A 15,322-nucleotide genomic window follows, 5' to 3' on the forward strand; every position below is an offset into this window, starting at 1 on the left:
GGAGAGGGGCTTGAACAAAGTTAAAGAAATATTTTTCAAGGATTCTCAAAAAGCTATTTTGGTATTTTGGCTCCAATAGAGGCAAAATATGTGCTAAAAATCAGTTAGTTTTGCTTAATCAAAAAGCGACCGTTATGCCAATTCATAACGGTCGCTTTTTAGTTAATTCTCGCAAACTAGCCGATTTTTGTCTTACACGCTTTTAATTTGTTATTTAAAAAATTGCCGAGCTTTTGCTGATCGGGTTTCCTTGATTAGGGTAATTAAGTTGGTCCAATCTGCAACTGTTGGAAATGATTTCCAAATCAGCTGTGGAATTTTAATTTTGTAAGAATACGTATCTGATAAGAAGAGATCGGATTGTGGTTCTAAATGATTAGTCAAAATTACGTTATTTCCATATAAGGATTTTAGCGTATTATCAACGTACTGGGAATACAGGCTGCCCTTTGAAAAATCAATCACCACTCTAACTCGGTCGCGACTGTATTTAGCGGGAATGTTATTAGCTAATGCCAACATGTAACCATAGTACAAGTTGTACTTATTAAGATGGTATTTTTTAAGCTCGGGTTGAGCAGCAAGTTTTTGCCAAAATTGCTGAATTAAAATATCAAACGTAGGATAGTTTTCTCGTAAGGTATGGATTGAATTTTTGTAAGTTGCGTCTAGTAGTTCCGCGTAGTACGAAAATAATTTTAAATTGACGTTAGTAATGTCTTTTCTTAAAGATTGTTCAACTTCCAACGGAAAGTCCGCTAAAATGTTAAACGATTTGATCCAATTTAGAAAATCATCCGTAATTTTATTAATTAATTGATAGTTGCACGTATCCTCTGGGATCCCCGCATAATCCAAGTAATCTTGATTTAATAAAAAACCGTACAAAAAAAGCATTTCCGAATGGGTTAGCTTAAAGTGCCAGCCTAGGGTCTGCTTTAAGACGTGATAAATTTTATCATAGCGTTTATCATCAAGCGGATGAGGTGCTGAAAAACGAACATACTTGTGGTTATTATGGCGTAATATCCAAATCCGTAGAAATATTGATAATTTAAATTTTTCACCATGTTGTAATTGATGTTTAAAAAAGGGCGTTAAGCTATCAAAAATCCCGTTTATTAATGGATCTAGTTCGGGAAAGGGCTCTTTTAATCCCTTATAAATTTGTTCGTATAATTCAATAATTTCTAATCGAATCTGAAATTCCCGGTCTTTATCAGTTTGGATTGTTAAGTTGTTAAACTCATCAGTTAGTAATTGTTTAACTAAAGTTAGTTGACGATAAAAAACGGCGCGGCTTGAGAAAGCCCTGGGAATATATTTTTTGGGGGTAACCAAGTCGTTATAAAACAATAAATATTCCATGGCACGAAAAGCAGTCGACCGTTCAATATAATATAATTTGACTTTGTCGACAATGATTTGAAAAAGGTTATGTCCGCTCCAAATTCCCTTATATGATTTTTCACTTACGTAAACACTGTGGTCATTAGCAGTAATTGTTTGTAAATCAGCGTTCAGAGTAGCGATGGAAGCCTCAATTTTGTACGGAGTCGTGTTGAAGATTTCAGCTAACGAGGAGGTACTAATTGGTTTTACGTTATTCTGACTAAAAAATTGGAGTAATTGATACGCAAGCAAATCGCGCTTGTTCATTAATTTGGTAGAATCTATGGTTAGCTCCTCCTTAATACTTACTGTTATATATAATTATACACGATAAATGCTTTATCAACGAGAAATGTTTTCGATAACGGATATTTTAGGAGTGCTATATTTACGTCATTCGGTAAAATGTTTTAAAAATAGTACTAAATAAACTTTATATAGGCATAAAGGTCAGCTAATCTTACTTGAAGAAGGAGGTGCGATTGTATTGATTTGATGAAACCGCTAAAGAGTTTAATTAACTAGAATTAAGCGATTTTAAAATAATTAAAAGGGTGTTAATATTCATGGGTAAAGTTCATGATAAAATTTAAAAAAATACTTGATTGGTGTTGCGGGTTAATAATTCATCTGATATAATAAACTCTGTTATGGAGAGTTGGCAGAGTGGTAATGCACCGGACTCGAAATCCGGCGAACCGGTTAATACCGGCGCGCAGGTTCAAATCCTGTACTCTCCTTATTAGCACCATTAGAATAATATCCAAAAATAGAAATGCCGTTATATCGGCGTTTCTATTTTTTTATGTTTAGAAAAAACGCTAAAAAATAGATGATTTTGCACAAATTTTGCTGCATAGAGCTGATTTTTGTTTTCGTCGATACCAAACCATTTTTAGTATGTTCGTGTTGCGGATGTTTCGTTCTCACACTTAATGTCATCTTTCCCATTTTTTGCCTAAAAAATATGGTTAGGAGATCAATATCAAATTAACACTTGCATTTAACCGCCAATCTACTTACAATAAGTAAGTGAAATGACAACGGCAATGAATTATTAGCGTATTCTTTGTTATGAAGCCATTTTAGAATAGTTAGATTTTTAATCGGGGGGAAGATACCATGACAATGATTAATGGTTATGAACAAAGTGATCGGGAAGAAAAAATAGATATTTTGAATTTGGAATCCTTAGAAAAACGGGCTGAGGAGATAATTCCAGCAGGTGGATTTGGTTACATTGCTGATGGCTCTGAAGATGAGTGGACCCTTAAACAAAATAGAATGGCGTTTCATCACCGACAAATTGCCCCAAAGGCCTTAAGCGGGATTGAAAAACCAGAGCTAAACACTGAAATTTTTGGAATTCCTTTGAATACTCCGGTAATGATGGCTCCAGCTGCTGCCCAGGGGCTAGCACATTCTCAAGGAGAAAAGGATACTGCGCGCGGGCTTGCAGCCGTTGGTGGACTAATGGCGCAAAGTACCTATTCATCAGTATCTATTGCTGAAACTGCTGCCGCTGGCGGAGACGCTCCCCAATTTTTCCAGCTGTACATGAGCAAGGATTGGAATTTTAACGAGAGTCTGTTAGATGAAGCAAAAAAGGCTAACGTTAAGGCAATTATTTTGACGGTTAACGCCACCGTGGACGGATATCGGGAAGCTGACATAAAAAATAAGTTCACGTTCCCTTTGCCAATGGCGAACTTAATTAAGTTTTCTGAAGGAAACGGTCAGGGAAAGGGAATTGAAGAAATATATGCTTCTGCCGCGCAAAACATTCGGCCGGAAGATGTTAAGCGAATTGCTGATTATACGAATTTACCGGTAATCGTTAAGGGAATTCAAACTCCTGAAGATGCCATTCGAGCAATCGATGCTGGAGCTGCCGGAATTTACGTATCCAACCATGGAGGCCGCCAATTAAATGGGGGACCCGCTTCTTTTGACGTCCTAGAAGACATTGCTACCGCGGTTAACAAACAAGTACCAATTATCTTTGATAGCGGCGTGCGCCGGGGTTCAGATGTGTTTAAAGCTTTGGCCAGCGGAGCAGATTTAGTTGCTTTAGGCCGTCCAGTAATTTACGGATTAGCTTTAGGCGGAGCTAAGGGAGTGCAGTCGGTATTCGAACACCTAAACCACGAATTGGAGATTGTTATGCAACTAGCAGGCACGAAGACAATTGAAGACGTTAAAAATAATAGTTTGTTGAATATCAAATATTAGACTGTAAAATTTCCCATTTCAGGCTTAATAATCAGAAAAATATGTAATTAATAAATCAGCTTACTGAGTGCGTGTTCAACGATTTTACCGCAGCTTTTCGCTAAGATGAAGAATTAGTATTTTAGTTTTCATGATCGGCGACCTCGATAATCTGGTAGCCTGGCTAAGTGACTAAGAGGTTGATAATGCAACGCAACGCTAACAAGTACAGCAATTTTTGAATAGCTCAATATCAAGAAATATCTCAGCCGATTTGGTGGTTTTGACCAAATCGGCTTTTTGATTGTTTGTAGTCGATTATTACAATTGATAGCATTAAGCTAAATTAAAAGCGGGGGAGCAATTCTCCCTTTTAATTGCCAAAAAATAGCGCCGTACAATTGATTTGAAGAAGGGATTAACGATGCGAAAATTAAATTATAATCACCAAGACCAGTGGAAAAAAGAAGACCGGACGACACAATCACCAATCTTGATTGAAAAAGCCGAGTTAGAAGGCAAACAAAACCAAGTAATTAGTAGAACCAAACCGTACGCCGCTACAGAGGTACATAACAACCTTAATAACCTGTCTTTAACGGCTAATGGGGAAATTAAGTCTGACCGACGTCGCTTTCAATTAATGGAGGTCCACTTTCACCATCCGGCGGAACATCGTTTTGAGGGTGAAGTCGAGTCACGAGTTTTAGAAGCGCACTTTGTTCATTATGGCAGTTTGAAACAACCGCTGGTGGTTAGCGTTACATTTAAAATAGGTCCTAAAAATGAAGAGTTTGAGAAGATATTAGATGCTATGGAGGACGGAGCGGTGACCCAGCCGTTAATTTTAGAGGAATTAATCCCCCAAGACGGAAATTTTTATCGGTACATCGGTTCCCTGACGACCCCTCCGTTGACCGAGGGGGTGGAATGGCTGGTATTTGAAAATGCGCCAACGATTGACCTACAACAACTCAACCGATATACTGCCGTATTTGCCGCTCCTAATAATCGAGCGTTACAAAATTTGAATGGTCGGAGCATCGAGAAGTATGAACTTTAAGAAAGCCCCAGAAGCTAGTTTATCGATTACTAAGTACTTACGTTAGCTTTATCGCCAATAATTGTTAAGCGGATCATTCAAAACGGAATGAGGTAATCATAAAAAAGTGACTAATACCACCACTAGGATTAGTCACTTTTTATTTAACTGATAAAATATTTAAGAATTAATGTAATGCTGTATAGAACGTAAAGAATCCAAGAAAGATCCCCGGGACGTTGGCTACAATAATTGGCCAGTCGCGCTCAGCCTTGAAATAACCGTATATTGTCCAAACGGTGCAGTTAATCCCAGCAACTAGCGGTTGGATAGGATTCCCGTAATCACCATGCATATTGGAGATTATTTGGGGGATGTATGAAACGTACATCAATACGGAGAGTACGGAAGCCATCCGGCCAATAATTCGAATAACTTTAGTTTCTTCTTGCAAGAAATCATCTCCTAAAATAACTTAGCTTTTAGAGTCATCAATTTTTGGACTTATTCCCGCACACAGAATCGAACTGTGTCTGGTCACCAGAGCGGGAAAGGCGATTTAATTTAAATAGCAAATTAAATCGAATGAATAATCGCACCAATCCCAGTAATCATAAAGAATAATCCTACTAGGTAATAGATTGATAGGATTGAAAAGGCTGGATAAATTAGTAAAAGAACGCCCAAAATAATACCAATTACGGATAAAATAACGTCAACCATAAAATACTTTTCGTTAACTAATTTAATAACGTTAGAGAGCCACAATGATATTATCGAATCCATCAAAAACATAATTGCAAACGAAATTGCGACAAACAAAATCCCAAATTTTCCGTTAAACAACATTAAAATCCCGATAATAATATCAATAACTGCGTTAAAAACCACCCATCCAGAGTTTTCTAAAGCATTTCTAAGGACGGTTAATTTGTAAATCCCGGACAAAATCGCGGTAATTGCCGCAATAACGACTACCGCACTAAAGGTTGCTAGAGGATTTCTTAGAGAAATAACCGCAACGAAAATGCTTAAGATTCCAACGACAAACATGAATGGATCAAATCTGTCTAATAACTTATTCATGTAAAATTCCTCCCAAATTAATGTACAGCTTTTATAGACGTCAGATTGTTGGTCATCGAGTAGATAAGGATATAAAAATTACTTCCAGAATAAATTTTATCCCGGATCCATTACCTTTTAGACTGATGGTTCTTGATTTAATTTTAACCGTATTATACAAGCAAATAATAAATAAAAAAAGAAAAGTTAACTGATTTTGATTAATTATTTCTTATGTTACCAATATAAAAAAGCCCACAAATGCGGACTTGTCTAGTAAATTTAAAATTTTATATGTGCACACGCCGTCCATGTATCAGACTGACGTGATAAATTAATAGGCAAAATATATTAAGCAAATAAAATGATAGCTAATTATGTAAAATATAGGTAGAATGCCCCAATTTTTAACGAACGATCCCAAATTCATTCAATTAAAATGGGTGTAGCTTGTCCAAAAATACTGGTATTTCAACTAGTTTAGCAACTTGTAAGAAACTATCATTTTCTTAACTATTTTTTCTGAGCATCTGCAAGCGTTAAATTTGTAATCGCTTTAAAAAGCATTTAACATAACACTCGTAGAAAAAAACTAACTCAAGGAGGAATGAAACATGGCTAAAGAAGAAGAAAAGATGACTCGGGAAGAAGCAGGCAAGAAGGGCGGAGAAGCAACCGCTAAATCACACGACAAGGATTTCTACCAAGACATTGGTAAAAAGGGTGGCGAAGCAACTGCAGACTCGCATGACAAGGACTTTTACCAAGACATTGGTGAAAAAGGCGGGGAAGCAACTTCCGAAACTCACGACAAGGATTTCTACCAAGACATCGGCGAAAAGGGCGGAGAAGCAACTTCAGAAGCTCATGATGAAGAATTCTACCAAAAAAATGGAAAAAAAGGCGGAGAAGCAACTTCCAAATCCCATGGCAAGGACTTTTACCAAGAAATTGGTAAAAAAGGTGGAAGAGCTAACTCCGACGACGATTAATTATAATCTTGCATTCAGTATAAAACATTTTTAAAAAAAAACAAGTTTTTTTCTACAATCCAGACCTGATGATTAAGAGTAGTCACGAACACTTTTAATCATCAGGTTTTTTGTGTCTTATAAGATTGGGTATATTTTTTTGAAAGGGTAGTGCTATAATGGATTGTCGTTTTTTATTGACAAATAGTAAGCATGGATTGAGGGAAAGCTATTGGAAGACGTAATTGAATTAATGAAAAAACATACCTCTGTAAGAAATTTTGCGGACACATCACTTACGGATGAGGTTAAGGAACAACTGATAATTGCTGCGCATGCGGGTGCTTCGTCGAACTTTGTACAAGCTACCTCGATTATTGACGTGACGGATCCGTCCATCCGGGGACAACTTGCTGAAATTTCAAAGAGTGCTGCCTACGTAAAGCAAAGCGGAGCCTTTTTTGTGTTTGTGGCGGATTTGTATCGGCAATCCCAAATCTTGCAACAACAGGGTCTAGACTTAGCCGGAATTAAAAACATGGAGGCGCTAACGGTAGCGATTGTGGATACCGCCATTGCGGGGGAAAATCTGGCAGTTGCCGCAGAGTCTTTAGACTTAGGAATCTGCTATATTGGCGGAATTCGCAACGATTTAACAACCGTACGCGATTTGCTAAACCTTCCTAAATTTACGGTGCCGTTATTTGGGATAACAGTTGGAAAACCTACGCGTAAAAATGCGGTTAAGCCCCGGATGCCGCTGCATAACAATACTTTCAAAAATGGTTACGATCGGCAAGCGGCGCAAGATTTGAGTGAATACCAAAAAATTACGCAAGCTTATTATGCGAACCGGTCTTCGCATGCTCAAGAGACCGACTGGATACGGAAAATGACCGATTTTTTTGCTGAACCGCGACGTACTGATGTTGCCCCATTTTTATTAGAACAGGGCTTTACGCTAAATTAAAATAATTAGAGAGTGGGACAAAAGTCGGATAATTTGCGAGCATTAACTGAAAATTGACCATGATGCCTGAATTGGACATGATGGTCAATTTTTGGTTAAGCGGAACCAACTGACTTTTGGCACACGTTTTGACTCTATTGAAGTCAAAATACCAAAATAACTTTTTAAGGACTTTTTTATCCTTGAAAAGTTTTTTCAGCCTCTTTTGCTATTCAAAGCTTGCTAATTACCTTACGTTACCAAATATAATCGAAACTGAATTAAGTGTAACTTGGCAACGTGTCCAAGTACTGGTTGTCGGCTAAAGTAGCAAACATCATAGGAGGAATACCATGGAAATCGAAAGGCATCGAATTTTAAAGTTTTTGGCAACCGTAATGACGGCCCTTTCTTCAATAATGGTAGTTTTAGTTGCATTTTTAATGAAGATGATTTTAGATTGTGCGATGAATAAGGACTTTGGAGCTCTGGAACGTTCAATTGGCATTTCGATACTTTACATAGCAACCTATTTTTTGATTAATTATTTGAAGGAGGTCTTAGTAGCCCGGTATATTAAGAATGAAATGGAGGACTTACGGCGGAGCGTCTACCGTACCATTATGGAACGGGATTATCAAAGTTACTTTAGCAAAAGCAACGGCGAGTACATTTCCGCTTTGACTAATGACATGACCACGATCGAAGATAACTACTATAAAGCTTACTTTTTGATTGTACAAGCCGTAGTAACGTTTGTGATTGCGATTCTTTCACTAGTGGTGATTAACTGGCAATTCTCGATCGGGGTGTTAGCAATTGCTGGCTTTTTCTTAGCGACCGCGTCGTTTACTGGGATGGGATTGAATGATTTACGAACTAGTATTCAAAAGGACATGGTGAAATTTACTAGTAAGACTAAAGATTTGATTGCCGGATATGAGGTGGTCCGTTCTTTTAATGCGCAAGATAAAATGCAAGAGCAGTTTGATCGTTACAATCATAATTTAGAGGAAATGAAGCTAAAGTTTAGCGTTCGTCTGGGAATCACCAAGGTAATTAACGAAAATTTAGTACTCCTGATTATATTTTCCATTATGATTCTTGGGGGCTGGTTTGTGATCACTGGCGCATTAGTAATGGGCTCGTTAATTGCCATTGTCCAATTGTTAAACAGCGTGATGAATCCGATCAACATGATGTTGGTAGCGGTAAATAATAGTAATTCTACTAAAACCATGCGTAACCAAATCACGGAAATGCTTCAGAATACCACAATTAAAAATGATGCCAATCAAGCAACTCACGGGACATTTAACCAAGAAATTTCGTTAGCGAAGCTTAATTTTAGTTATGATGGGGCAAAGCCGGTAATTCAAAATTTTAGTTTTGCATTTCAAAAGGGAAAAAGTACGCAATAATTGGCAAAAGCGGATGTGGTAAATCCACGTTACTACGGTTAATTCAAAATTGTTATCCTAATTATGACGGTGAAATGTGGGTAGACGACCATAATTATCGGGAGATGAGCGATGCAAGTTTTTTAAATTTATTTTCTATGATCCACCAAAACGTATTTATTTTTTCAGGGACGGTCCGGGAAAACATCACCTTGTTTAAAGATTTTCCGGAACAAGAAATTGTCGCTGCGGCAAAGAGTGCGGGGCTTCAATTCCTACTTGAAAAACTTCCCCAAGGATTAGATACTCCCATTAAAGAAGCTGGAAACTCTTTATCAGGAGGAGAACGACAACGGATTTCGATTGCCCGGGCGTTAATTCGTCAAGCACCAGTATTGTTGCTTGACGAATTTACGAGTGCGCTAGATCAATTTACCGCACAGACAATTGAAAAAGAGATTATGATACTTAAAGAGCAGACTTGCATTCACGTTACTCATAAACTTAGCGAGGCTGACGAGCATTTATACGACGCAATTTTAGAAATTGACGCGGGTCAGTTAGTTAAAGTTACGCAGCCGAACGTTTAATTTTGCCAAAAGGTCGGGTAAAATTTGTTAAAATTCTGGTAGTCGATGTAGAAAGAGTATACTGGACTTGAATAATAAAAATATGCGGAAGAGGGGAACTCAATGGCAGACGATTTAACGTTATCAATCAAAACAACGGCGGAAATGACCTCCACCGAATTATGGGAAGTTTTTCAAGAACGAGTTAAAGTTTTTGTCGTGGAACAAAATTGCCCGTATCAAGAAGTTGACGAGAAAGATCAGAACGCGCGCCATGTAATGATCAAAAGAAACGGTCGGCTGGTGGCATATGCTCGAATTGTTCCGCATGACGATCCAAATTATATTAGTTTTGGCCGAGTACTTGTGGTTAAAGAGTTTCGGGGGCAGCATTTAGCACAACGTTTGGTTCAAGCAACCCTGGATGAAATTAAACGAGCGGCAGGCATTCGACCGGTTAAAATCGCTGCGCAAAGTTACTTACAAAATTTTTATGCGCAATTTGGCTTTAAACCCGTTTCAGATGTCTATTTAGAAGATAACATCCCGCACCTAGACATGGTTTTGGAATGACCAAAAGTTTGTAAAGTGTTTTACAAAAGTGCTCCGCAAAATACCTAAAAAGCGTTATAGTATAGGTGTGAAATGCTAAACAAAGAAAGGATGGTTTTTAAATGGCTAAGAAAGTTTTGATTGCAACGTATTCACGGACAGGCACGACTGCCAAAGTAGCGAAAGCACTGTACGAATTGCTTCCAGCTGCGGATCGGTTCACCATTGAAGTGGCTCCTGGGACCTTTAGTGAGGAAATGACGGAAGTTTCAGAGCAGGCAACTAAGCAAACGGAAACCGGAAATTTCCCGCCACTTTCGAAAGCGATTCCAAATGTGAGCTCGTATGATTTAATCTTGGTAGGTAGTCCAGTTTGGAACGGAGCCCCAGCAACCCCCATCCATTCCTTCCTAACGGATTTACAAGGCTATCAAGGAGTGGTAGCGCCATTCTACACGTTCGGCGGTGATCCGGGGATTTTTGAAAAGACCTTCAAAGAATGGGCTGGAGATTTGCAAGTGAAAGCTGGACATGGTGGCGAAGAAGACTTAGCTGCATGGGTTGATGAACTAGTGAAATAACCGGATTATTCAAAACAATTATGCATAAATGCGGGCGTTATCATTTTTTTGACAACGCCCGTTTAATATAATTAATAAAATTTTTTACACGCCGTATTAAGGAGTTCCATACGGATAAAAGAATGGCGTGGGAAGTCTCCTTTACTAAATTAAAGATAACGTTCTTCATTAAGAATGAACTAGGAGAGTTGACGCTTGATAAGTCGACCGGTATGCTTTAGTCAACTACTTATAGAATTAGCAAGGGCACGATGCCAACGATTCGCCATAAATTTAGGTTATTGAAATCCTTAGTGTTAGATCCACAAAATCAAATGGTTTAAACTTGGAGGCTGGAAGCAAAAAATGAGAATTTTAGTTACCGGGGGCGCAGGCTTTATTGGCGCCAATTTTATGAATATGTGGGTGCCCCGCCGCCCCAAATTTGAATTTTTGAATTTAGACAAACTAACTTACGCGGCTAATCTGGATAACCTTACCGTCTCTCAAGAAAGCAATTACCACTTTTGCCGGGGCGACATTACCGACCGGTTGCAAGTTCGCCAAATCTTTCAGGATTTTCGTCCAGAAGTGGTAATTAATTTTGCCGCCGAGTCGCACGTGGACCAGAGCATTGTCGATCCAGCAAAGTTTATCACCACCAACGTTAATGGTACGTTTAATCTCATTGAAGAGTTTAAAGAATTGTGGGCAGAGGATTACACCCACAAACGATTTCACCAAGTAAGTACGGATGAAGTTTATGGTTTCTTAGGAGCCACGGGGAGCTTTACTGAAGCGAGCCCTTATCAACCAAGTAGTCCGTATTCGGCTTCTAAGGCAAGTGCGGATCTGTTAGTTCAGTCCTACGGGCGAACTTTTGGGGTGCCCATTTCAATTACGAACGCTAGTAATAATTTTGGACCTTACCAACATCCGGAAAAATTGATTCCAAAGGTTATTTTTAACGCACTCCGTGGGGAACCAATCCCCTTATATGGAACCGGGGAGAACGTGCGCGATTGGCTCTACGTCAGTGATCACTGTGAAGCAATTTGGCAGGTGGTTTTTCAAGCAAAATCGGGTGCACGTTTTAACGTGGGTGCTGACCATCCGTTGAGCAACCAACAACTAGTGGGAGAATTGTTAGCTATTTTAGCTGAAATGACGGGCAAATCGGTCGAACAGTATACGCAGCTAGTACAGCACGTTAAGGATCGTCCCGGGCATGATTTTCGGTACGCAATTGACGCCAGCCTACTCGAACAACAATTAGGATGGCAGCCACAAACGGAGTTTCGCGCGGGATTACGAGCGACAGTTGATTTTTATTTACAGCAATATCAAAAAGGTAAGCTTTAAAACCATAATAAAAGGCAGGGGAACGGGCCCAAAATTGGATGGTTTGAGCATTAACTAAAAAGGCGACCATTATGCCTGGATTTGGCATAATGGTCGCCTTTTGGCTGAGCGGGAACATACTAACTTTTGGCGTACGTTTGCTTCTATCATCAAGGCAACGTACCAAAATTATTTTCCCCAAAATTCTATCTTTAAAAAGAATTTTTGGTGTTTCCTCAGCTCTCGATTTTTAATTATGCTCGTTTAGCTTTGAGGAATTTTTCAATCCGCGCAATTGCGTTAGTTAGATCGTCCATACTTGCTGCATAGCTAAAGCGAACGTAGCCTTCACCACCAGGACCAAAGCTAGAACCCGGGATAACGGCGACTTTAGCTTCCTTAGCAAGTTGCATACTGAATTTGAAGTCATCTTGTTCTAAGTCACCCGGAATTTTAGCCATCAGGTAGAAGGTACCTTGCGGCTTGCTGCATTCAATCCCCAACTTAACGAGGGCATCATGCAAATAATCGCGCCGTTTTTTGTATTCTACGCGCATCGGTTCGCTATCGTTGAGCCCGTTTTGAAAAGCCTCCAAGGCCGCGTATTGGGCAACCGTCGTAATGCTGGTAACCGACAGCTCGTGAATTTTTTCAATTTGCTCAACTAATGGAGCTGGTCCGGCAATGATGCCTACTCGCCAGCCAGTCATTGCATGTGACTTAGAAAGGCCGTTGAGCACAATCGTTTGATCTGGTAATAGATGAGAAATCGAGTAGTGTTTTTGATCAAAAATCAAGTCGCTATAGATTTCATCACTAATTACGAAAATATCATATTTTCGCAGAATATCTGCTAAAGCGGTCAATTGTTCTTTAGTGTAAGTCATCCCCGTTGGATTAGAAGGGAAGTTGAGAATAATTGCCTTAGCACGCGGATGTGCTTGTAGAGTATTTTCCAATTGTTCAGGGCTAAGTAGGAAATTATTTTCAGCCGTATTCATGTAGACGATTTTTCCCTGGTTAGTTTTAACGATTGGGAAGTACAATGGAAAAATTGGTGTTGGTATTAAAACTTCGTCACCTTCGCTAACGATGGACGTTAGGGTGGCGTACATTCCACCGGTAACCCCAGCCGTAATGACGAGTTCATTTTCTGGATCGTAATCTTGATCGTATTTTTGTTTTAAGTATTGGGCTGCCGCTTGACGAACTTTGGGGTCCCCAGCGGTGGCGGTGTAATGGCTTTTGTTATCCCGAATGGCTTGAACGCCAGCCTCTTTGACGTGTTCGGGGGTATTGAAGTCGGGTTCTCCAAGGGTTAGCTTAATTGCTCCTGGAATTTTAGAAATTTCTTCATTGTATTTAAAAACTTGCGCCATTTGAGTATTCTTTACAGATGGTTTGATGCGTTCTAATAGTGCGTTAACTTTATCACTCATGTGCAGTCCTCCTCGTATTAAAATGGTTAATTTTTACTAGCCGGATTGTCGCTGACTTACTGTCCAATCCTCAGATCAACGTTAATCTTGAATAGGACGCCCCCCTTTGGTAGTTAGAGATGAAAAACGAATGGCCATACCAAAGCTCAAAATTAAAGGGCTGGACTTAGCTCATGGTTTCTCAATCTCCCTCTAATGATTTATGATAACACTAAATGGAATTAGCCGAATAGGTAATCAATAAAATTAAGTTACTAGAATGTAGGAAAGTTGAAAACGGTTAATGTGACATTTTTGAAACAAATTATTGAAAATCCCTAGTTTTTCTGCCATTTTGGGGCTATACTAGCAACTTGGAAGGCTTAAGCCTCCATATATTAACTCTGATATCCCATCCAATAACTGGACATTTACGGATGTCCAACCGGCCGCTATCCAACCGATAGTGGTTTTTTTATTATTGGCCATTGAAAACGGTTTCTACGTAATGTATAATTTGCATCAAGCAATATATATATTACAAAAGGTGGTGGGTTATGAAAAATCAGCGTTTAAAAATTGCTCGTTTAGAAAAAGACCTTAGCCAAGCCGAACTGGCCAACTTGATTGGGGTAACTCGACAAACCATTGGCTTGATTGAAGCAGGTAACTATAACCCGACGCTCAAATTATGTGTAGCAATTTGTCAAGCTTTAGACAAGACATTGGATGATTTATTTTGGGAGGACCCATCATGAGAAAAAACGTTGTTGATGAACGAGTTAAACGAATCCGTAACCAAATTGCTTACGAAGCTTTAACAATCTTACTGACGCTATTGGCGATTGCAATTGCCTTACAAATGACAATTTTTAAGATGCCCTGGTCGGCTTACGTAGTAGAGGCCTTTGGATTAGTACTAGCAGGTGGTTACGTAGTGGTCCGGATGCTGTTTAACGGCATTAGAATTTTTGATGGGCGTTATGAAAAAAGTTTCCTACTATTATTTACGCTGGGATTGACTGGTTTAAATGCCTATCAGAACTACCACCGCTACCAGCATTTCTACCAGGGAAATCGAATTGGTTACTTTATTGCGGCGGCCGGAATCCTTTTTATTAGCAGTTTAATCTTGGGACTTTGGGTAATGGAGCTACTAAAGAAACTTGATTTATGGAATCAGCGACGTATTGAACGACATTTTGATAAAGATGAATAAGTTTTTAGATATCAAGCTCCTCTGATGATAGTTATGGTAACCCCAAGTGTTTATCTATGATGACTAATATAGTGTTATTAATTTGCTCGTGAAGAAAAACGTCAAGCAGCCGAACTGTTTTAGAAAAATTAGTAAATAAAATAGAGTTAAAAAACTATATTTAGCGGGATTAAATCAATAAATTTATTAGAAATGGCGTATTTTACTTTTAGACTGGAATAGGATAGAATTAGTAATCATAATCAGCGGAAACTAGAAAATAAAAAAAGGGTGAGGTGGTCAACAATTTTAAAGAAAATCAAACAATTTTTACGGAGTAACCAGTTACAATATAGCAAGAAATATATTCGCCCAATGATGACACCTGAAAGCGTGTACGTTTTTAAATTTGGTAAGGAAGAACTTAATAATCGGGTAATTATTAAGTATACCCATACCTGGACAGGGCGGATTAAAATTAATGAAATTGATTTGCGGTTACATGGACAACAAAGTCCCCGGATTTTTCACCGGGAAAATGAACTGCTTGCTTATTTGAAGAAACATTTGACGGAGCAAGACGGGGTCAAGGATATCAAACGCTAACCGAATTACAGTAAAACGAGAAATTTTTAAATAAACTATTGACGGGGT

16 protein-coding genes and 1 tRNA gene are annotated in these 15,322 nt (G+C 38.8%); 13 read left to right on the forward strand and 4 right to left on the reverse strand.

Annotated elements, in window-relative coordinates; translation table 11 throughout:
* Positions 1 to 210: 210 nt before the first annotated feature.
* The gene (locus tag I6H64_RS02775; protein WP_008841302.1) at positions 211 to 1,659 is read right to left on the reverse strand and encodes a BglG family transcription antiterminator; all 1,449 of its coding nucleotides are present in this window, start codon (positions 1,657 to 1,659) and stop codon (positions 211 to 213) included.
* Positions 1,660 to 2,044: 385 nt separating this feature from the next.
* On the opposite strand from I6H64_RS02775, the gene I6H64_RS02780 reads away from it, so the two are divergent.
* The 3 genes from I6H64_RS02780 (at position 2,045) to I6H64_RS02790 (ending at position 4,666) form a co-directional block, all read left to right on the forward strand.
* A tRNA-Ser gene (locus tag I6H64_RS02780) sits at positions 2,045 to 2,132 on the forward strand.
* A 382-nt stretch (positions 2,133 to 2,514) separates the two neighbouring features.
* Complete coding sequence (locus tag I6H64_RS02785; RefSeq protein ID WP_036685243.1) at positions 2,515 to 3,624, forward strand: lactate oxidase; 1,110 nt, start codon at positions 2,515 to 2,517, stop codon at positions 3,622 to 3,624.
* Positions 3,625 to 4,027: 403 nt separating this feature from the next.
* Complete coding sequence (locus I6H64_RS02790) at positions 4,028 to 4,666, forward strand: carbonic anhydrase family protein (RefSeq protein WP_036685241.1); 639 nt, start codon at positions 4,028 to 4,030, stop codon at positions 4,664 to 4,666.
* Between the two features lie 166 nt (positions 4,667 to 4,832).
* Here the strand turns inward: I6H64_RS02790 and I6H64_RS02795 are convergent, their stop codons facing one another.
* Together I6H64_RS02795 and I6H64_RS02800 are read right to left on the reverse strand one after the other, a co-directional pair.
* Positions 4,833 to 5,099: a SemiSWEET family transporter gene (locus tag I6H64_RS02795; protein ID WP_002831927.1), complete on the reverse strand. Its 267-nt coding sequence runs from the start codon at positions 5,097 to 5,099 to the stop codon at positions 4,833 to 4,835.
* Between the two features lie 122 nt (positions 5,100 to 5,221).
* Positions 5,222 to 5,731, reverse strand: a complete 510-nt coding sequence (locus I6H64_RS02800) for an HdeD family acid-resistance protein (RefSeq protein WP_002830378.1) — start codon at positions 5,729 to 5,731, stop codon at positions 5,222 to 5,224.
* 593 nt (positions 5,732 to 6,324) lie between these two features.
* Here I6H64_RS02800 and I6H64_RS02805 point away from each other — a divergent pair.
* The 7 genes from I6H64_RS02805 (at position 6,325) to rfbB (ending at position 12,073) form a co-directional block, all read left to right on the forward strand.
* Positions 6,325 to 6,702 carry a KGG domain-containing protein gene (locus tag I6H64_RS02805; protein ID WP_002830377.1) on the forward strand — a complete coding sequence of 126 codons (378 nt, stop codon included), beginning with the start codon at positions 6,325 to 6,327 and terminating at the stop codon, positions 6,700 to 6,702.
* 211 nt (positions 6,703 to 6,913) lie between these two features.
* Positions 6,914 to 7,651 (forward strand): NADPH-dependent oxidoreductase, encoded by a 738-nt coding sequence (locus I6H64_RS02810; protein WP_008841298.1) that lies wholly within the window; start codon positions 6,914 to 6,916, stop codon positions 7,649 to 7,651.
* A gap of 332 nt (positions 7,652 to 7,983) precedes the next feature.
* On the forward strand, positions 7,984 to 9,051 hold the full coding sequence (locus I6H64_RS02815; RefSeq protein WP_008841297.1) for an ABC transporter transmembrane domain-containing protein: 1,068 nt from the start codon (positions 7,984 to 7,986) through the stop codon (positions 9,049 to 9,051).
* Positions 9,051 to 9,620 carry an ATP-binding cassette domain-containing protein gene (locus I6H64_RS02820; protein WP_232623521.1) on the forward strand — a complete coding sequence of 190 codons (570 nt, stop codon included), beginning with the start codon at positions 9,051 to 9,053 and terminating at the stop codon, positions 9,618 to 9,620. The genes I6H64_RS02815 and I6H64_RS02820 overlap by 1 nt, the downstream gene beginning before the upstream one ends.
* Positions 9,621 to 9,722: 102 nt before the next feature.
* Entirely contained in the window at positions 9,723 to 10,172 is a 450-nt protein-coding gene (locus I6H64_RS02825; protein ID WP_008841295.1) for a GNAT family N-acetyltransferase, read from the forward strand.
* A 101-nt stretch (positions 10,173 to 10,273) separates the two neighbouring features.
* Positions 10,274 to 10,732, forward strand: coding sequence for a flavodoxin (locus I6H64_RS02830; protein WP_008841294.1), 459 nt, complete (start codon positions 10,274 to 10,276; stop codon positions 10,730 to 10,732).
* Positions 10,733 to 11,077: 345 nt separating this feature from the next.
* Positions 11,078 to 12,073, forward strand: coding sequence for a dTDP-glucose 4,6-dehydratase (gene rfbB / locus I6H64_RS02835; RefSeq protein ID WP_008841293.1), 996 nt, complete (start codon positions 11,078 to 11,080; stop codon positions 12,071 to 12,073).
* 233 nt (positions 12,074 to 12,306) lie between these two features.
* Here rfbB and I6H64_RS02840 read toward each other — a convergent pair whose 3' ends face one another.
* Positions 12,307 to 13,491, reverse strand: a complete 1,185-nt coding sequence (locus tag I6H64_RS02840) for an aminotransferase class I/II-fold pyridoxal phosphate-dependent enzyme (protein ID WP_008841292.1) — start codon at positions 13,489 to 13,491, stop codon at positions 12,307 to 12,309.
* A 536-nt stretch (positions 13,492 to 14,027) separates the two neighbouring features.
* On the opposite strand from I6H64_RS02840, the gene I6H64_RS02845 reads away from it, so the two are divergent.
* From I6H64_RS02845 to I6H64_RS02855, 3 genes are all read left to right on the forward strand, one after another.
* Positions 14,028 to 14,228 (forward strand): helix-turn-helix transcriptional regulator, encoded by a 201-nt coding sequence (locus I6H64_RS02845; RefSeq protein WP_002830367.1) that lies wholly within the window; start codon positions 14,028 to 14,030, stop codon positions 14,226 to 14,228.
* Positions 14,225 to 14,689, forward strand: a complete 465-nt coding sequence (locus I6H64_RS02850; protein WP_008841291.1) for a DUF6773 family protein — start codon at positions 14,225 to 14,227, stop codon at positions 14,687 to 14,689. Before I6H64_RS02845 ends, I6H64_RS02850 begins: the two co-directional genes overlap by 4 nt.
* Positions 14,690 to 14,974: 285 nt before the next feature.
* Entirely contained in the window at positions 14,975 to 15,274 is a 300-nt protein-coding gene (locus tag I6H64_RS02855) for a hypothetical protein (protein ID WP_171030834.1), read from the forward strand.
* Positions 15,275 to 15,322 lie beyond the last annotated feature (48 nt).

It is taken from the genome of Pediococcus acidilactici (genome assembly GCF_016127815.1).
Classification (GTDB): domain Bacteria; phylum Bacillota; class Bacilli; order Lactobacillales; family Lactobacillaceae; genus Pediococcus; species Pediococcus acidilactici.